A 19,826-nucleotide genomic window follows, 5' to 3' on the forward strand; every position below is an offset into this window, starting at 1 on the left:
CATTTGTTTATATTGATTTAAATAGTAATACCCATATTTACCAATTGACTTGATACTTTCAGATTACTATTGTCAAAAGTAGCTTGATTAATCTCAAATTTTAATTTACCTCCAACCTCTCTAAAGTTAATAGAAGCACCTTTCTTACCTAAACCTGATTTATCAGTGATGATTAAAGTTGGTTTAGTATCATACTTTTCAATTATAGCATCAAAATCTCTACTTTTATTTGAAGCTAAATAAATGATGTGTGCATTTTTTATTGACGAAACATCTGATACATTAATAATTTCAGCATTTTGTCCTTTTACTTGTCTTTGACCATACAAATTTGACAATTGCTCATACACATCGTCATCACCATATACTGCGATTACAAAATCTCCAGATTTAGTTTCGGCAGGCCATTCGATATATTTTATGAAATTAAATATTAGCATCGAATGGATTTCATGCATTGGTCTTTGGGCATTAGCATTAAAAGAATTAAAACCAATTAGCACAAAGAAAGCGATAATGAATATTTTAAAAGTATATTTCATAATTCAAAAGTTTCGATTCCAAATATCATGCAAAATTACTACTATTCTTTAGAATATTATATTTTTATAAGGAATAATATATATTTTGACAGTAAAAGAACAAATAAATACAATTAATACTACTAATATTTTAATTTTAATTAAAAAACCCTAGCATAAAGATTACGATAATCTCCAGCTAGGGTAAAAAAACTAAACTAAATCACTATATTTTATTAAATCAAAATTCCCATGCTGGATAATTGAGTTGAAACTTTCAAGTTATTTCCTTTTATAGATGCTTGATTAATTTCAAATTTCAATTTACCGTTAATCTCTTGGAAATTGATACAACTTCCTTTTTTGCCAAGACCACTTTTATCAGTAATCATAAGAGTTGATTTTCCTGCAAATTTTTCCTTGGCCTCGTCAAACTCTCTACTTTTATTACTTGATATGTAAAGAACATGCGCGTTATTAACGGCACTCACATCATCTACATTTACAACTTTAACGGTTTGACCTTTGACAGTCCTATTAGTGTAAAAGTTTTGGATTGTTGATGCCACATCCTCATCACCCACCACTGCAATAACAAAATTGCCTGCTTTAGCATCAGTTGGCCATTCTACATATTTAATAAAATTAAACATGAGCATAGAATGGATTTCATGCATAGGTCTATCGCCCGATTTAAGGTTAAAACCAAAAACCATTATTGCAATAACTAATAATACTCTACTGATTCTTTTCATTATATATTTATTGATAATTTACACTACAAAGGTAGAAGAACGATCTTTATCAGTAAATCGAAAAAGTACTAATAGCTTTCAGAAGTAATATTTAATGAAATTAAGATAGTTTGTATCTAAAATTATGCTTGTCTTTAAGGTTAACAACGAATGCGTGTAATAAATCAATAACCGATTGTACATCCTTGCTGTGTACCATTTCTACAGTGGTATGCATGTACTTGAGCGGAAGTGATACTAAAGCTGATGGAACGCCCTCGTTACTGTATGCAAAAGCATCCGTATCTGTACCAGTCGCCCGGCTTGCTGCTGATCTTTGGAATGGAATATTTCCTTTTTCAGCCAGTTCTATCAGCATTTTCAATAAATTATTTTGTACTGCTGGACCATAAGTCAAAACTGGTCCTTTTCCGGACTTTTGATCACCGCTTTCAATTTTATTGTAAAGAGGGGAATGCGTATCATGGCAAACATCCGTAATAACTGCTACATCAGGTTTGATTTGTTGCGCTATCATTTGAGCCCCTTTTAAGCCAACTTCTTCTTGAACAGAATTTACAATATAAAGAGCAAACGGAATTTTATCTTTATTTTCATGGATTTTACGAGCCACTTCTGCAATCATAAATCCGCCCATTCTGTTGTCTAATGCTCTGCCTACTATATAATCTTTATCCTTCAGATACATCAATTCATCATCAAAGGTGATGACACAGCCAACATGGATTCCCATTTTCTCCACTTCTTCTTTATTATCCGCACCTACATCTATGAAAATGTTTTTCAATTCAGGCTTAATGTCATTTTCCTTATTCCTAACATGAATAGCAGGCCATCCGAAAACTCCTTTAACAATTCCTTTATCAGTATGAATATTAACCCTTTTTGAGGGTGCAATTTGGTGATCTGAACCTCCATTTCGGACAACATAGATATATCCATCATCGGAAATATAATTCACAAACCAAGAAATTTCATCAGCATGAGCTTCTATCACTACTTTATAAGGAGCGTCTTTATTAATTATAGCCGCTACTGTGCCATAATTATCCTGTATGAATTCATCGGTATAAGGTTTAATATATTCCAACCATAGCTTTTGTCCGCTGGTCTCAAAACCGGTTGGTGCTGCATTATTTAAATATTTGAAAAGAAAATCCTCTGCTATCTTATCCATAATTGAATTTTAAGTTATTAAACTATGCTAAGATAAGCGTTGCAACTAGCAAAATGTTACCCAATACCGAGAAAATCTGAGAAATTGACTTTTAATTCCTGCCTGCTATCAGAAAGGGCAATAGAAAAATTGCGCCTATAGAAGCAAAGGATAAGCCAATTGCAAAGCCCAATAATCTAAATGGCAATAATACCAACCAGATAAATGGATAAAGGAAAAGTGCTATGATTGCCAACGGCCAACAAATGACTAAAAGGATACACCAAAGTAAGAATTTTATCATGACTTTAAATAGTTATTTTAAAACCATGATTCAATTGATGTGCCAATGCTTCAAAAAGCTATTAACAGCCAATTTGGTAGTTTTTATCGTTGAATAATTATTAAAATCGAACAGTCAAATGTTCGGTTTTGTACAGTGCAAGAAATAATAATTTTATGGTGGATTATCTTCTTCAGTTGACAAAATTGGTTGGAAGTTGTCATATGCAGTCGACAATTATTTAAATAGAAACTCAAAAAAAGCCCTCAAGCTTTAAAAAAACTGAGGGCTTCAAGCTATATTAATCAAGTTTATAGATTTTTATAAACTTTACCCTTTTTCATGACGAAATTAACGGACTCCATTGTCTTGATATTTTCTGTAGGGTCATCGCTGACTGCAATAATATCAGCCATTTTACCCGCTGATAATGATCCAAATTTGTCATAGACCTTTAATAGCTTTGCTGGAGTTACAGTAGCCGAAATGATTGATTCCATCGGTTTCATTCCTGCTTCAACCATATAACCAAATTCCTTTCCGTTTTCACCATGCTTGAATACACCTGCATCAGTACCAAAAGCAATATTGACTCCTTTTTTATAAGCTTTTCCAAAAGTATCTTGAATTTTAGGACCAATGGCTTTTGCTTTTGGAACCACCACTTCAGGATAATACCCTTCAATTTCCGCTAATTCTGCAACACTTTTACCTGCTGTAATGGTAGGAACATAATAAGCATCATATTCTTTCATTAGCTCCATAGTTTCTTCTGACATCAAAGTCCCATGTTCAATGGTTTTAATACCTGCTCTGATAGCGCGTTGCATACCTTCGTCTCCATGAGCATGGGCTGCGGTTAGCATACCATAATCATTGGCAGTTTCAACTATGGCTTTCAATTCATCTTCAAAAAATTGAGGGTTCTGACCGTTTTTTGCCATACTTAGCACACCACCCGTAGCGGTGATTTTTATGACATCCGCTCCATTTTTATATCTTTGACGAACTGCTTGTCTAGCTTCCTCAGGGCTATTTACTACTCCTTCAGAAGGCCCAGGATTACCCATCAGATCATCTTTATAGCCGTTAGTCGGATCAGCATGGCCGCCAGTGGTAGCAATAGATTTTCCGGCAGAATAAATAGTAGGCCCATCTACATATCCTTTGTTTATAGCATCTCTCAAACTGCTATTCACTCCACTCCCACCCAAATCGCGAACTGATGTAAAGCCAGCCATTAAAGTTTTCTTAGCATAAACGGTCGATTGAAAAGCAATATCTGCGTCATTTAAAGTGAATCTTTTGATGTAACCATCTTTAGAAGTTTCACTTTCCAAATGCACATGCATATCAAATAAACCAGGCATTACTGTTTTGGACTTCAAATCAATAGCTTCTACTCCTTCTGGAACATCTGAATATCCTTTTTCAATGGATTGGATTTTATCACCATCCACTATAATGGTCATTTTTGTTAAGACCTTTGATTTCTCAACATCAATTAATTTACCACAATGTAAATAGGTAGTTTGAGCATTTACACCAAAGCTCAAAAAAATCACGGTAATAATTAGTAATAGCTGTTTCATATAAGATTTGATTTTAATTGTGAGTATGATTATAACTATAAAATGTTAAAGTAAATCATCGGGATTACTGATGTATAATTCAAGTTCTTTATTGCTTAATTCTGGCGCTCTATTTTCATCTTTAGCCGTTACAATTGAATTGGTCATACTTCCAACCAATCCCCTATCCAAGTCCATACGTTCCGCTATAATGGCGCACATTTGAGCTTCTCGCTCATCCAGCTTATTATCCACCAACATCATTTGAATGTACTCATAAAGGAAAACTACCTTTTCTTTTATGGTTTCCGGTTCATGAAAATCAACTTCTGAGGCCTCATTTATAATTTCATCCACCTCTTTTTCCGCTACACCATTTTTTCTACCTAAAGCATAGAGATATCTTTTTTCTTCTTTTACAAATCGATTGTCAATTTTTGCAAGCTGGTATAAATGAATAAGGTGGGAATATATTTTCTCTGTAGTCAATTCGAGCTCAAATTTCATTGTTAAAAATTCTTAACATTAATGAGCAATATACAATTTGTTGCGGAAAAATCCATCTAATTACCTTATATTGAAAGTCATGAACTTTTTGGCTCATATATATCTTTCAGGCAATTCTGATGAATTAAAAATAGGGAATTTCATAGGTGATTTCGTGAAAGCTTCTGACATGGAACATTACAGTGAAGCCATCAATCAAGGTATAAGAATGCATTGGGCAATTGATGAGTTCACTGACCATCATCCTGTAGTACAAGAAAGCAAAGACAGATTAAGACCAAAATATGGACATTATGCAGGTGTGATTGCGGATATTTACTATGATCACTTTTTAGCTAGAAATTGGAAAGACTACCATTCTGAAGATTTAAGACATTATGTTGACAAACAATATAAAATGCTGGAAAATCATATAAGCATTTTACCAAAAAAGGTTGTTCACATGCTTCCTTTTATGATAAAACATGATTGGCTATTTAATTATCAATTTTTTGATGGAATAGATAGGGTGATGCATGGAATGGCAAACCGATCCAGTTTTAATTCCAAAATGGATGAATCTGTGGTGGAATTAAAAAAGTACCACAAAGAATTTGAGAAGGAATTTCAGGAGTTTTTCCCTGAGTTGAAAGCATTTTGTGATGCTTTTAAAGAGAAGATATAAATGCTTAGATGTACTTCTGATAAGAAAAACTGTCAGGCCTAAATAAATATAAAGCCTGACAGGTTTAGATATAAATAGTCTATTGAATCACAATCGCCACTTTATTTAATTTCTTAGCTTCGAGTGTATCCGTTTGAACACCTAAGTTATTATTGTTCATTTTGCCTTTTTCAGCATGAACATGATATACTTTAGCTTCTAAATCTTTAAAAGTCACTCTCCCTTTTTTGTCAGTTACTTGAGGATCAGCTACAGGGTTTTCGCTTTTTCGGTAATCATCTTTATTATCGTAAAGGGTTACTGTTGCTCCTTCTTGAATATTCCCCAAATCATCCTGAATTACAATTCGTAAATTGGTTTTTAAAAATTGTGCATCTTCAGTTTTAGGTGTAAACTGAAAAAACATAAATGCCGATACGACTAATAAACTTAATGCAAATGTTAATTTTCTCATAGTTATTATTGTTTGGAATCTAATACGTTTTAGACTGCGAAATTGTTATTTATGACTTTAAAATCATGCTTACAAAAATTGAATTATATCAATCCCAATAAATTGATTTTATCAGCAATGTTATCATTTTGCATTTCTATTTCAAGAAATTTAAAATTCTCTTTACTGAAACTTTGATTCATTTGCCCCTCTTTCAATAAAAATATATCATCACATATTTCAGTTAGACTTGAAATAATATGAGATGAAATTAGAATTGTTTTTCCCAACCCTCTAAGTGTTTTGATCAGTTCAGTAATTATGAAATTACTTTGAATATCAACTCCATTATAAGGCTCATCCAAAATGAAGAAAGCATTTCCTTGCAGTAGAATGGTGAACATAGCTAATTTCTTCTTCATTCCAGTTGAATACTGAGAAGCATATCTATCCAAAGGAAGATCGAAAATGTTCTTCTCATCAATTTCTTTGTAGCTTCTACCTCTAGCATTGCACATCAACATAACATATTCTCTGGCTGTCAGCTTAGACATAAAATAAGGCTCAGTTAATAAAATCCCTAAATGATTTTTCAATGGCTCAAATTCTGATTTAATACTTCCAGAATATTCTTCTAATCCTGCAATACATTTAAACAGTGTGGTTTTACCACTTCCATTTTCACCTACAACACCATAAATTTTTCCTTTACTTAATTCTAGATTTATGTCATCCAAAACCTTATTGGAGCCATATGATTTAGAAAGATTACGAACTTTTATCATTTTAAAACTTTACTTAAACTTCTTAGCGATTGAAAATAAAAATACGGTAGTGTTATGAATATTAATGGAGGAAAATAAATTGTGACCGCTAATATAATGCTTTCTTTCAGCCCTATTTTATTTGGAAAGGCAGCGTATTTTATAAAAACAATGTATACTAGGAAAAAATTACCTATACCATATAAAATCAAAATTTGATAGATGTTTTCATAAAAGAAAAAGGATAGCGCAATGGTTTGAGGTAAATAGAGAAGACTATTGAAGATTAAAATGTGTTGTATTTTCTTGAGTAAGAATCCTCTAGGCTTTTCTATATGAGACCATACATAAAATGGATCTTCTATAAATGAATAGTAACTCATTGAGGTCAAAAAACCTAAAATTATTGAGAACAGTCCTAGATAAAAATTATCCACCTTTATAGCGATAATTGTTAAAGCAAAAATTATCGCAATCATTAAAAAAGTTTTACGAAAACCAACAACGAATTCAAAAGGATACTTTTGAAACGGGGTAGGTATAATAAAGTGAAATCCTGACCTCCATTGAGTAAATACAAAACCAGTAACCACTAAAAATAAAGAGATTGCAATTTCATAATGTTGATATATGATCAAGCATATAAGGAAAGGAATTGACAGAAGTAAATTCTCCAAAAATCTAATGAGGTAAAACTTTCGATCTCCATAACAAATCTTTAAAAATTCCTTCCTTTTAAAATCTGCTAACCTAAAAGAAAAAAAAATAGGAAAGATAGGATATAAGTATTCAGCATATTTATACTGATTAAATAAAACTATAGAAAGCCCAATAAATGTAATTATAGCTATTATCCAAGCCAAAAATATATTTAAACCAACATCTTTAATATGTCGATTAATGATATTCCATTGTATCTGAAAATAATATTTCACTGATTTTTTTCCAATATAGTCCTACAGTATCACAATGATATTAAAACAAAAAAAGCAACAAACCTTACGATCTGTTGCTTTTAATTTAATGATTTAAAAAATTAAGCTGTACGCCCAATTAATTTTAAATGTCTTGTATGAGATCCCATTGCAGCCATCATTGATGGGAATTCATTATATGCGATATTGAATTGCTCACAAGTTTCTTTAACTAATTTATTAATAGCTGGGTAATGAACATGACTTATTCTTGGGAATAAGTGGTGCTCAACCTGGAAGTTCAATCCACCGGTATACCAGTTTAAAACTTTGCTTTTTGTACCAAAATTGGCAGTAGTTCTGATCTGGTGAATAGCCCATTCAGTAGGGATGATTTTCTCTCCTTCTACAGGAGCATCATGAAAATCTGTAGACTCAACCACGTGAGCTAATTGGAATACTACTCCAATCGTCCATCCTGTTACAACAGCTACTATCAGGTAACCTAAAATGGTAGCTAAAACGCCTTTCATTAATATTGGCAATACGAAGAAAGTACCAATGTAAGCTAACTTAGTAGCCCAAAAGATAATATGCTCTTTCGCACTCATTTTAGCTAATTCAGTATTAGCTACTTTTCTAGTAAAATACTTCTTAAAATCTTGAAAGAAAACCCAAAACGCATAAGAGGTAGCATATAAAGGATAAGCATAAACATGCTGAAATTTATGATACCATCTTCTCTTTTGGTGAGTAGAAACTCTAATAAAAGGGCCTATATTTATATCATCATCCATTCCTTCAATATTTGTAAAAGAATGGTGATTTTTATTATGTTTATTTTTCCAAATGAAAACCACCCCACCCATAAGGTTTAAGGTTAGTCCCATCATATAATTTACGTGCTTGTTATTTGAGAAACTTCCATGAGCCCCATCATGCATAACGTTAAATCCAATTGCAGCCAAATTCAATCCGAATATTGCACACAAAGTGATAGAAAGCCAGATTGGCATACTCACAAATACTAGTGCTGAATAAAGGATAGCAAAAGAAGCCAATAAAATAGTGGCTTTTGTGTAAAGTTTGCTGTTTCCCCATGTTTTCAAATCGTTTTGTTTGAAATAGGCGTCAACCCTCTTTTTCAGCGTTGGGAAAAAGTTGTTGTCAGTGATTTTTGTTGCTGATACTTCTTGCATAATTTAATTTAATCTTAATTCGTTCAACGAGCAAATCAGTTGTTTCGTTCATAAATTTAGAAGTTATTCATAAGTACTCATAAATTTTGGGAATTAATTCGATGAATGTGGAAAAATAAATCGATTTGTTAAGTATTTTCTTTTGAATCCTCCACAATAATTAAACAAGCACGAAACTTTTGCGATAAAATTTTAATGATGTTCCTATAAAATAATGTAGCGGTAATCATGAAAAGATAACATCAATTATTAAAATTAACATGAAAAATCCCATCCAACTAAATTTGAATGGGATTAATATCGCTTTGTGTAATAATTTTAAGAAGTAGCACCTCCACAGCTTGATCCACTTCCTGCAGTGCAACCATAGCAATGTTGGTTAACTAAAATCTCTCTTGCTTCTAATGCTTCTAAATCAAAATTTCTAATGTGTTGAAGATTTTCATCTTTCAATTTCATTTCCAGCATCTGATTGAAATCGCAATCATATAAATAACCATCCCAACTTATTGAAATAGTATTTCTACACATCACATTAGCAGCGGCATCTGGATTATAGCTATCAATTAGTTTTTGCATATAATTCTCGTAGTTACCACTATTGATAAGGTAATCAAGATATCGGCTTATGGGTAAATTTGTTATGGCGTATAAATCATTGAAAATTATTCCAAAAGCATCAAATAATTTCTTTTTAAATTCTTTCTGTAATGACTCTTGACTACCCGGCATAAAAGCTCCACTTGGATTGTGAACCAAATGCAACATCAAGCCTGTCCCCTCTTTACCATAGCCCACTTCGTTCAACATTTTTAAACATGTGATGGATTTATCAAAAACACCATCTCCTCTTTGAGAATCTGTTCTCAAACGAGTGAAGTGTGGCATTGAGCAAACTACCTCTACCTTATGTTTAGCAAAGAACTCGGGTAAATCATTATACTTAGGATTTGCTAAAATGATGGTAAGATTAGATCGAACAATTACTCTCTTATTGATTTTACTTAACTCCTCCACAAACCATCTGAAATCTGGATTCATTTCAGGAGCACCACCCGTTAAATCCACCGTAGAAATATCAGTATCTTTAATTGAATTAATACATTCCTGCATAGTCTCCCTAGTCATGATCTCCTTTCTATCAGGACCTGCATCTACATGACAATGCCCACAAGTTAAATTGCACATATAGCCCACATTAACTTGAAAAATATCAATTTTTGTAGGCTTCAGAGGATCTAAACCAGTTTGATTTAACTTGCTTTCGAAAGAAGTAAATTGCTCTCCACTTTCTTTTGGTTGATTAAGGAAATCAAGTTGCTTTTTAGCATAAGATAGTAAATGTTGTCTTCTCTTAAGGGTAGCTAAAGTCATAAAATTACATTAAAAGTTCTTTAGTTTTATTCATCATTTGTACTCCATGTACGAGAGATGCACCACCACGGATTGCTGCAGCAATATGAACTGCTTCCATCATTTGTCCTTCTGTAGCTCCCTTTTCTAATGAACCAGATGTATAAGCATCTATACAATAAGGACATTGCACAGTATGCGAAACCGCTAATGCTATTAAAGCTTTTTCTCTTTCCGTAAGTTCACCTTCTTTGAAAACTTCCCCATAATAATCGAAAAATTTCTTCCCTAATTCAGGAGAAAATTCACTTATATTTCCAAATTTATTTAGATCCTCTGCATTGTAATAGGTCTTTTTGCTCATAGCTCTTGTTTTAAATTATAATTGTTTGGTAAAAGGTATAGCTTTTAATATCAAAGCTAAAACTCAGTTAAAATTATATTTGTCTGATATACGACTAAAGTAGATTAAATAGATTTATCAAGATTAATTCTTTTGAAATAGAATAAAGATATAATTAGTTAATTTTCATTTAATATTATATTTTTATCAATTTATTTCAACACACAATTGAGAGAATTATATTTTCAACTGAAATGCTCAAAATTAGTTTAAAAATTCTGTTGGCGATTTTCATTGCCTTTATACTTTTTTCATTTTACATGTCTCCTAGCCTAGGTGGACTCATTCCATTAGGAAAAGAATCAAGAGATAAAAGCATAGATCATCTATCATTTGACTCCACTCATACTGATAATTATGAAATCACTTATCCTAATTATGCTACTGATTCCTTCTACACGAAATTAAGGCAACAGTATAAACTTGACAGCTTAATAAAAGATGTTGAAACTGATTTTGACAAGATATTAACCATCCAAAGCTGGGTACAAAGCAGGTGGAAGCATGACTGCTGCAATACACCAGAACAAAATAACGCACTTTACATTTTAGAGCAAGCTGAAAAGGGTGAAAGATTTCGATGTGTAGAATATAGCACAGTAGCCAAGCAATGCCTATCCTCACTAGGTTTTAAGGTTCGAGGACTTGGCTTAATGACAAAAGATATTAGCGAAGTAAAATCTGGCGGAGGTCATGTTGTTAATGAGGTTTATATTGAAGACATTAAAAAGTGGATGTATTTTGATCCTCAATTCGGAGTAATACCTACCTTAGAAGGAGTTCCTTTAAATGCGGTTGAACTTCAATATAGAATTAAAAATAATCTTGATTTTACCCTTATAACCCCTAATAAAACTACTACTAAAGAAGATTACATAGATTGGGTTGGTCCTTATTTGTATTATTTTACAACTAGCCTAAATCAAGGAGGAATTGGAATTTGGGACAGAATAATTGGTAATAAAAAAAGTCTGACACTGTATCCAAAAGGCGCTAAAAAGCCTGCTTACTTTCAAAAAATATTCAGGCTTAACACATCTTATTATACGCATTCATTAAAAGATTTTTATCCAGAACTATAGTAGCCCAGATTGTTTCCGCATAAGAATCACTTGGTTTTAAATTCAATGAAACCTATCCTCTTCCAATTTTTAGGATTATTGCGGATATAATATTTTATCCTAAAATATTCTTCTTTTGTTCTGATGATATGGTCGTGAAAACGGGTTTGCCAACCATTTTCTAAATCATTTACAACACATCATTCGCCAAATTAGCCAATTCAGACCTTTCTCCTTTTTCAAGGGTCACATGTGCATATAATTCATGACCTTTTACCCTGTCAATCAGATAACTTAAACCATTGGATTGAGAATCTAAATAGGGTGTATCAATTTGGTTTACATCTCCAGTGAAAACAATCTTGGTGTTCTCCCCTGCTCTAGTGATGATGGTTTTCACCTCGTGAGGCGTGAGGTTTTGGGCTTCATCTACTATAAAATAAATATTGGATAGACTCCTTCCTCTTATGTAGGCCAAAGGTTGAATGGTTAGTTTTTCCTTATTGACCATATCCGTAATGTTCAAAAACTCTCTTTCGTGCTCTTGAAATTGATGTTGAATGTATTTCAAATTATCCCAAAGCGGTTCCATGTAAGGATTCAATTTTGATTTTATATCTCCTGGAAGATAGCCAATATCTTTATTGGATAATGGAACGATAGGTCTAGCTAAAAATATCTGTTTAAAATCTTTACGCTGTTCCAAAGCCGATGCCAGTGCGATTAGTGTTTTACCTGTTCCGGCCACACCTTGTAAAGTCATTAATTTAATTTCAGGATTAAGCAATGCATGAATAGCAAAAGCTTGTTCTGCATTTTTGGGCATAATACCATAAGCAGATTTTTTATCCACTTTATCTATTTGATTAGTAATAGCATTATAAAAACCTAAAGCCGAGTTTTTATTGCTTTTAAGGATATAAAAAGTATTGTTCATGGGCTTTTTCTTGCCCATGATATCCGCTACATCGCAATGGTAAGTATCATAAAGTTTATTGATAGTTTCTGCAGTTACAGTCTCTAACTTTTGTTTACCAGAATGTAAATCACTCACATTCTTCACCTTACCAGTCTGATAATCTTCAGAACGTAGTCCACAGCTCTTGGCTTTTAATCTTAGATTAATGTCTTTAGTGACTAAAATGACAGTCTTATCTTTCAACTCCTTTTGAAGTTGGACTGCACTGCCCAAGATTTTATGATCAGGGATATCCTCTAGAAAAATTTGATCTGTTTCTATTGAATTTGAACTAGGCATCAAGACCTTAAACACCCCTTTAGATTTTCCATTTAAAGGAATCCATTCACTGAGAGAACGACCATCAGCTAATTTATCAATCATTCTGATAAACTCTCTTGCCTCAAAATTCTTGGTGTCATTCCCTTTTTTGAACTGATCCAATTCCTCTAATACCGTGATCGGAATAGCAACATCATGTTCTGCAAAGTTCATAATGGAGTCGTGGGAATATATTATAACTGAGGTATCGAGTACAAATACTTTCTTTTCTTTCTTAGCCTTCGCCATATAGTTTAAAGTTGATATGATTTTGAAATCAATTTAAAAAATTATCGGGATTGTAAACTAAAAATCAGCTGGTAAATATTTAAAAAATATATAAACAACAGATAATCAATTGACTGTAAAAATGAAATTAATGATTTGGTAATGTAAAAAGATAAGGACTTCTATATATTTTTAAAAAATAATCTTGATAGACTCATTACGTGATTTTCACAACTTAAACCCAAAATCAAAACCAATCCAATGGGTTCTATTTGCAGTAGCTTTCATGATTAAAGGTAAATCCAGTTGCGCTTTTTCATTGGAGAAATATCCAATATTATAAGAAACTCCAGCTGTTAATGGTGGAACAATTTTTTTAAAGATATCATAGCTAAAATTCAAAGAAATTCTGCTGGTCGGTAAACCTTCTGTCCATTTCTCATTTCTCTGCATCAGATATAATAAATCATGTGATAAGGACACAGAATTATATTTTTTGTTTTTGTAATATTTCAGTTCCAAACCATAACCTGCGGTCCAGTTGATATTTTTATTCCAACTGTAGTTATACCCTAAAATTAATCGATTAAGTAAATATTTACTGCCATTGGAAATAGTAAGGTAAGTATTCATAATCTCATTAGCGGCTAAATTCCCTTCTCCGTGACTGGTATTGGTATTAATCAATCCAACCGGAATACCTTTATTTTCTTTACTAAGATTAATTAATCCGATCTGCCAACCATGATTTTTATGGGTAATATTCATCAAACCTAGTTGAAAATGGTCTCGCATAAAGAAGAAACCTTTTTCATACATTAAACCCGCATCAAAAGAATAATTAAATAAGCCAATTTGCGCCATGGAATTTATCTTCGGTGCATAATTCAGGATCCCACCGATTTGCATACCCAAGGCACCACGCTGAATAGCATTTAATAATCCAAGTTGAGCTCCCTCAAAAGTTTTGCTTACCCTATTGAAAGTTCCAATTTGCAATCCTTTCCCATCCCCTTCTATTTTATTGAGTAAAGCACCAATCTGCAATCCTCTAAACTCAAAGTCCACTTGTTTTTCAGGTCGGAAAGCCAGATTCCCTGTCACATTGGAAAATGCCGATAATTGTAGTCCATTGGTATAGAAAAAAGATCTATTACTTATTCCACTGATTTGAAAACCTTGAATTGCACCAGCATAACCTGACAGAAAATGTAAGGAGAAATTGGATAAAATATAGTGGCTATGTTGCGAATTATCAGCCCCTGAACTGATACCCAGCTGGACTTTATGGCGCACTAATTTTTGTGCGAGTGTTTTTAGGTTGAAAAGTGGCAAGAGTAGAAAACTAATTAGTAAAATGTAGCGCATAATTTATCTGTTGATGGTAAAACATAATGCGCCTGTGCTTCTACATATTCAAGTAAATGCAAAGAAATATCAGCCCGGTTTAAGACCGAAATTTAAAATAGAAATTGGTTTCGCTAATTAGAAATTGCGGAAAGCTCAATATCCATACACCCATAAAATGCACTCACTTTTTGAAATGCATACAAACACAAACACGATTTAAAAATAGTAGAATCAATTTTAAAACCCAATCATCTAGTTGTAAAAATGAAATATGAAGGAAAACAGGTACCCAAACTAAACTTCAAACCGTATATCAAAATAACTGCCTAACAATCGGTAGGAAAAACAAAGAATTCCTTATTTTTGACTTCTGGAAACGAAAAAGAGATTAGAGCATGAGTGTTAAGACGGCTAAGAAAAATAAAACGAATATTTCAAACGAAATTTTAGAAAAGGCATATCGCTTAATGCATACCGCAAAGCGAATGGCGGAAATTTACGATGAAAATAAGGCCATTGCCTCAAAATATGTGCATAGTACTTCCCGCGGACATGAAGCTATTCAGCTTGCCGCTTCTATGCAATTGAAACCCATTGATTTTCTGGCACCTTATTATAGAGATGAAAGTATTTTGCTTGGCATTGGAATGGAGCCTTATGAATTGATGCTTCAGCTGATGGCCAAAAAGGATGATCCATTCTCAGGAGGTCGTTCTTATTACAATCACCCTTCCTTAAAAAGAGAAGGAATGCCCACTATTCCACATCAAAGTTCTGCAACAGGTATGCAAGTGATTCCTGCAACGGGAATGGCGCACGGTCTGAAATTCAAAGAGGAACATGGCTTAGGGATTGAGGGTGAGAAACCCGTGGTTGTTTGCTCTTTAGGAGATGGTTCTGTTACAGAAGGTGAAGTAGCAGAAGCTTTCCAAATGGCAGTGTTGAAAAATTTACCCATCATTTATTTGGTTCAGGATAATGACTGGGGAATTTCTGCAACAGGCAAAGAGATGCGGGCCATGGATGCCTATGAATATGCAGCTGGTTTCAAAGGCTTGAAAAGAATGCAGGCAAATGGAACTGATTTTGAAGACTCTTACTCAAAAATGGGAGAAGCCATAAAACATGTCAGAAATCGTAAAGGACCTGTTTTATTGCATGCCAATTGTCCACTCTTAGGTCACCATACTTCTGGCGTAAGAAAAGAATGGTATAGAGGAGAAGATGATTTGGAATTACATGCATTAGGAGACCCAATCCCAAAATTCCACCAATATTTATTGAATAATAATTTCTCTAAAGAAGAATTAAATAAATTAGAACAAGAAGCTATAAAAAATGCTAATGACGCTTATGAAAAAGCTTTAGATGCAGAAGAGGTTGACCCAAGTGAAGTTTTATTACACGAATTTGCAGAAACGCCAATAACTGAAGAAAAAGGACAACGAAAGCCTAAAGGTGCAGAAAAATCAGTGATGGTAGATGCCGCTCTACATGCTGTGGATAATATTCTACAGAATAATCCTGAAGCCCTTTTCTACGGACAGGATGTGGGCGGAACTTTAGGTGGAGTATTCCGTGAAGCAGCCAACTTAGCCAAGAAATACGGAGATGGGCGAGTATTTAATACGCCAATTCAGGAAGCCTATATCATTGGAAGTACAGCAGGAATGTCGGCAGTTGGTACCAAACCAATTGTGGAAATCCAATTTGCAGATTATATATGGCCAGGCATGAATCAGCTGGTAGAAGAACTTTCAAAATCCTGCTATTTATCATATGGCAAATTCCCTATACAATCTTTGATTAGAGTTCCGATTGGTGCTTATGGTGGCGGTGGCCCCTATCATTCGGGTTCTGTAGAATCTACATTACTAACCATCAGAGGAATCAAAGTAGTTTATCCTTCTAATGCTGCAGATATGAAAGGCTTAATGAAAGCAGCTTTTCATGATCCAAATCCAGTAGTAATGTTAGAGCACAAAGGTTTATATTGGTCTAAAGTTCCTGGCACAGATGGAGCTAAAAACCATGAGCCGGATGACGAATACATTATTCCTTTAGGCAAAGCTAGAATAGAACAGGAAGCAGATCAGGAAAAAATTGATAATGGCGAAAGCATGACCATTATCACTTATGGAATGGGAATTTATTGGGCTAAAGCAGCTTCAAAAAAATATAACGGACAAGTAGAGATTGTAGATTTAAGAACTCTGAACCCACTTGACTGGGAAACTGTGAAAAGCAGCGTAGAAAAACACGGAAGAGCGCTAGTATTAACTGAAGAGCCATTAATGAATTCTTTTGCTGAATCTTTAGCTGGGAGGCTAAATCAGCATTGCTTCGAATATTTAGATGCGCCCGTTAAATCTTATGGAGCCTTGAATTTACCTGCAATTGGTTTAAATGTGGAATGGGAAAAAGCGATGTTACCAAGTGCTGAGAAGGTGGAACAGGAGATCGAAGCTTTATTAACATATTGATATAGTTGGAAGTAGGGTAATGGATGATAGATTAGGCCAGTACCGCAGGTCAGGAAGTACCCATGAAATGAATAACTGAAGTATAAAGTCTTGATTCTTGCATCTATAATGATAAGAAAGGGTCTTGTGGCAAACTGCATGCGTTTTGCTAGTCTATGCGTACTAGAAGGGCAAGAGATTGCTAATCTTTTAAATTATTAATCAAAAGTAAGAAAGGAGGTTAAATACTTCCTTTTTTATTTTTATCGAATTTATTTTCATTTCTATCCCCCCTTTTATAATAATTATAAAGTTGAGATCAGTTTTTTAAAATCTCCACTAATAAAAATATAGTTAAACAGCTACTATTCTTACATTTTATCAACTTATTATAATTATATAATATCTTCTTTAATTCAAGATGATAGAAATTTTAGTATTTAATTGAGTATTTTTAAATAAATCCGATTAGATAATTATATAAGGGGGATTTATCACGATAACTATCGAGATTGATAATCAGCACCAGATAATAAATATTTGTGAAATTAATAATTAGATTCCATATAAATAATTGGAAAAAGTGTAAATGAAAAACTAGTGTTTATCCCTTGCATATGGTGCGAGAAACTATAAATTATTAATAATAATGCGAAGATTAATACTTTATTATACAATTGCTTTATTTTGCTGTCATAGTATAGGTTTCTCTGAGAACTCTAATACAGACAGCCTGCAATCATTATTACCACATTTAAAAACCAAAGATAAAGTTGAAGTGCTTCATTCCCTAATTTTAGATCTTTGGTTTGAATATCCTGACAGTGCAAAACAATACGCAAAACAAGCCATAAACATATCCACAGAGTTGGAAGATATTCGACTTCAATCTATATCTTTAAGACTGATGGGCGGGGTTCATACTTATCAGGGTGAATATGAATTAAGCCTAATTAACACCCGAAAAGCACTTAATTTGGCTTTACAAATTAAAGATTCCCTACTTATAACTACTAATCTAAATAATTTAGGCTACAATTATTATAACCTAGGTAATTATTCAGAAGCAACGGAAAACCTCCTAAGAGCCTTAAATATTTATAGTAGAATTAAGGAAAAATATGGATTAGGATACACACTAAATAATATTGGTCAGGTGTATCTAAAATTAAAGAATTTCAGTAAAGCTAGCAAATACTTTAACCAGGCAATGGAACTTGGGAAAAATACAAAAAACAAGCACACAATTCTATATACTTCAAACAACCTAGGATTCTTAAATTTGGAGCAAGATAAATACCAAGAAGCAGAAAGCTTTTTCAAGAAATCAATTGAAATAGCAGAGAAAGTTTCCAATAAAAACTGGGAAGCCACAGCATATAGTGGATTAGCCCAAACTTATTATCACTTAGGGGATATAGATAAAGCTATTAATGAGTTCAAAAAGTCCTTAATTCTGCGGGTCAAAATAAAAGAATTGAAGGGTATATCCGAAATTTATTACTACTTAAGCAAAATGTCTGCAAGCAGCGGAAAGATAGATTCAGCAATGTATTACCTTAATATTAGTCAAAATATAGCTAAAGACGCAGGTATTCAAGATCAGCTTTTAGATAATTTCAAACTATATAAAGCGCTTTTTACACAACAAGACCTTTTGGATAGCGCCTTAATTTACCAATCACGTTATATAGAATTAAGGGAAAAACAATTTGATGAAAATTCGGCAAGAAGTATTGAAGGCATTCAACTTGAAATAAAAGAAGAAGAAACAGCAAGAAAATTAGCTAGCAAAGATATACAGCTAGCGAAGAAATCATTTCAGCTCAACTTTTTTATTGCAGTGGCAATTTTTATCCTTTTAATCGCTATAGTAGTTTTTTGGTTTTATAAAACACAGAAAAAACTAGGTAAGGCTCTGAAAATTAAAAATTTTAAAATCAGTAAACAGAGGGATGAAATAATTCAAAAAAACCAGGAATTGAGTACTTTAAATATTGAAAAAAATGACTTAATCAATATAGTTTCTCATGACCTTAAGAGCCCACTTAACAACATCAGAGGAATAATAGGATTGATTAAATTACCTCCACTTCCCCCTGAGAATAGAGCAGCAGAATTTCTTAAAATGATAAATGAAAGTACAATTCGCCTTAGTAATATGATTGAAAAAATATTAGACGTAGAAGCAATTGAATCAAAAAAACTTAATATAAAACTAGAGAAGATAAATTTTTCTGATGTAGTTCACAGCACAATAAATAGGTTTGATGCGGAAGCAATGCGAAAGCAAATTCAATTACATCCTTCCATTATTGAAGATGTAATGATAAAAGCAGACGAAAGTTATCTCATTCAAGTACTTGAAAATCTACTTTCAAATGCTATTAAATTTTCACCAAAAGGAAAAAACATCTATATCAACGTAACTAACCATAAAAATAAAGCACTTTGTGAAGTAAAAGATGAAGGGCCAGGTTTAAGTGATAACGATAAAAAGAAATTATTCAGAAAGTATCAAAAATTAAGTAACGTTCCTACAGCTAATGAATCATCCACAGGTTTAGGTTTATCCATAGTTAAAAAATTTGTTAATAGTATGGATGGTGAAATTTGGTGTGAAAGTGAGCATGGTAAGGGTGCAAGTTTTTTTGTAGGTTTTAAAATTTGGGGGAAAGTCACAGTACCGAATAGATTAAAGTTTCACAAAAAGAAAGCGGATTTGTTGGAGTATTGACAAGGCTGAAAGCTCGAAGTCTCGCAATAAATTGATCGCTTCTTTTAGATTGGAAGGGGGGCGGTTGTGGGATGATGGATGATTAGTGTGTACATGTACATCCCTTATATAGGTAGACCACTAAAAGTCAATTTATATGAAAGCAAATATCAAATTAATTGAGAAAGTTAGCTTCTACAGTTGTAC

Annotated in this window: 17 protein-coding genes; 4 read left to right on the top strand and 13 right to left on the bottom strand. The window is 33.0% G+C overall.

All coding sequences use genetic code 11. From position 1 onward, the window contains the following. Positions 1 to 17: 17 nt before the first annotated feature. The 5 genes from QYS49_RS17280 to QYS49_RS17300 all read right to left on the bottom strand — a co-directional run bounded on the left by QYS49_RS17280 (position 18) and on the right by QYS49_RS17300 (position 4,793). Positions 18 to 542 carry a YfiR family protein gene (locus QYS49_RS17280; protein ID WP_308349131.1) on the bottom strand — a complete coding sequence of 175 codons (525 nt, stop codon included), beginning with the start codon at positions 540 to 542 and terminating at the stop codon, positions 18 to 20. 215 nt (positions 543 to 757) lie between these two features. After that, complete coding sequence (locus tag QYS49_RS17285) at positions 758 to 1,276, bottom strand: YfiR family protein (protein ID WP_308349133.1); 519 nt, start codon at positions 1,274 to 1,276, stop codon at positions 758 to 760. A 100-nt stretch (positions 1,277 to 1,376) separates the two neighbouring features. Further along, on the bottom strand, positions 1,377 to 2,453 hold the full coding sequence (locus tag QYS49_RS17290; protein ID WP_308349135.1) for a M42 family metallopeptidase: 1,077 nt from the start codon (positions 2,451 to 2,453) through the stop codon (positions 1,377 to 1,379). 573 nt (positions 2,454 to 3,026) lie between these two features. Continuing rightward, on the bottom strand, positions 3,027 to 4,307 hold the full coding sequence (locus QYS49_RS17295) for a metal-dependent hydrolase family protein (RefSeq protein WP_308349137.1): 1,281 nt from the start codon (positions 4,305 to 4,307) through the stop codon (positions 3,027 to 3,029). Between the two features lie 45 nt (positions 4,308 to 4,352). Further along, positions 4,353 to 4,793 (bottom strand): hypothetical protein, encoded by a 441-nt coding sequence (locus QYS49_RS17300; RefSeq protein WP_308349139.1) that lies wholly within the window; start codon positions 4,791 to 4,793, stop codon positions 4,353 to 4,355. A 79-nt stretch (positions 4,794 to 4,872) separates the two neighbouring features. On the opposite strand from QYS49_RS17300, the gene QYS49_RS17305 reads away from it, so the two are divergent. Next, positions 4,873 to 5,457 (top strand): acyl carrier protein phosphodiesterase, encoded by a 585-nt coding sequence (locus QYS49_RS17305; RefSeq protein WP_308349140.1) that lies wholly within the window; start codon positions 4,873 to 4,875, stop codon positions 5,455 to 5,457. A gap of 79 nt (positions 5,458 to 5,536) precedes the next feature. Here the strand turns inward: QYS49_RS17305 and QYS49_RS17310 are convergent, their stop codons facing one another. The 6 genes from QYS49_RS17310 to QYS49_RS17335 all read right to left on the bottom strand — a co-directional run bounded on the left by QYS49_RS17310 (position 5,537) and on the right by QYS49_RS17335 (position 10,484). Continuing rightward, a complete protein-coding gene (locus tag QYS49_RS17310; protein WP_308349142.1) occupies positions 5,537 to 5,911 on the bottom strand; it encodes a carboxypeptidase regulatory-like domain-containing protein in 375 nt (124 codons plus the stop codon). Between the two features lie 83 nt (positions 5,912 to 5,994). Further along, positions 5,995 to 6,675 (bottom strand): ATP-binding cassette domain-containing protein, encoded by a 681-nt coding sequence (locus tag QYS49_RS17315; protein ID WP_308349145.1) that lies wholly within the window; start codon positions 6,673 to 6,675, stop codon positions 5,995 to 5,997. Continuing rightward, positions 6,672 to 7,517: a hypothetical protein gene (locus QYS49_RS17320; protein WP_308349146.1), complete on the bottom strand. Its 846-nt coding sequence runs from the start codon at positions 7,515 to 7,517 to the stop codon at positions 6,672 to 6,674. The genes QYS49_RS17315 and QYS49_RS17320 overlap by 4 nt, the downstream gene beginning before the upstream one ends. A gap of 173 nt (positions 7,518 to 7,690) precedes the next feature. Then, entirely contained in the window at positions 7,691 to 8,767 is a 1,077-nt protein-coding gene (locus QYS49_RS17325) for a fatty acid desaturase family protein (protein ID WP_308349147.1), read from the bottom strand. 318 nt (positions 8,768 to 9,085) lie between these two features. Continuing rightward, positions 9,086 to 10,141: an arsenosugar biosynthesis radical SAM (seleno)protein ArsS gene (arsS, locus tag QYS49_RS17330; protein WP_308349149.1), complete on the bottom strand. Its 1,056-nt coding sequence runs from the start codon at positions 10,139 to 10,141 to the stop codon at positions 9,086 to 9,088. Between the two features lie 4 nt (positions 10,142 to 10,145). Continuing rightward, entirely contained in the window at positions 10,146 to 10,484 is a 339-nt protein-coding gene (locus QYS49_RS17335) for an arsenosugar biosynthesis-associated peroxidase-like protein (RefSeq protein ID WP_296618212.1), read from the bottom strand. A 233-nt stretch (positions 10,485 to 10,717) separates the two neighbouring features. Here QYS49_RS17335 and QYS49_RS17340 point away from each other — a divergent pair, with 233 nt between their 5' ends. Beyond that, positions 10,718 to 11,605, top strand: coding sequence for a transglutaminase-like domain-containing protein (locus QYS49_RS17340; protein WP_308349150.1), 888 nt, complete (start codon positions 10,718 to 10,720; stop codon positions 11,603 to 11,605). A 169-nt stretch (positions 11,606 to 11,774) separates the two neighbouring features. On the opposite strand, the gene QYS49_RS17345 is transcribed toward QYS49_RS17340, so the two are convergent. Together QYS49_RS17345 and QYS49_RS17350 are read right to left on the bottom strand one after the other, a co-directional pair. Next, entirely contained in the window at positions 11,775 to 13,112 is a 1,338-nt protein-coding gene (locus tag QYS49_RS17345; RefSeq protein ID WP_308349151.1) for a PhoH family protein, read from the bottom strand. Positions 13,113 to 13,319: 207 nt separating this feature from the next. Continuing rightward, positions 13,320 to 14,459 (bottom strand): hypothetical protein, encoded by a 1,140-nt coding sequence (locus QYS49_RS17350; protein ID WP_308349153.1) that lies wholly within the window; start codon positions 14,457 to 14,459, stop codon positions 13,320 to 13,322. A 377-nt stretch (positions 14,460 to 14,836) separates the two neighbouring features. Between QYS49_RS17350 and QYS49_RS17355 the strand changes: the two genes are divergently transcribed. Both QYS49_RS17355 and QYS49_RS17360 read left to right on the top strand, forming a co-directional pair. Beyond that, positions 14,837 to 16,924, top strand: coding sequence for an alpha-ketoacid dehydrogenase subunit alpha/beta (locus QYS49_RS17355; protein WP_308349155.1), 2,088 nt, complete (start codon positions 14,837 to 14,839; stop codon positions 16,922 to 16,924). 628 nt (positions 16,925 to 17,552) lie between these two features. Further along, positions 17,553 to 19,640 (top strand): tetratricopeptide repeat-containing sensor histidine kinase, encoded by a 2,088-nt coding sequence (locus QYS49_RS17360; protein ID WP_308349157.1) that lies wholly within the window; start codon positions 17,553 to 17,555, stop codon positions 19,638 to 19,640. The last annotated feature ends 186 nt before the right edge of the window (positions 19,641 to 19,826 follow it).

It is taken from the genome of Marivirga salinae, from assembly GCF_030503855.1.
Taxonomy (GTDB): Bacteria; Bacteroidota; Bacteroidia; order Cytophagales; family Cyclobacteriaceae; genus Marivirga; species Marivirga salinarum.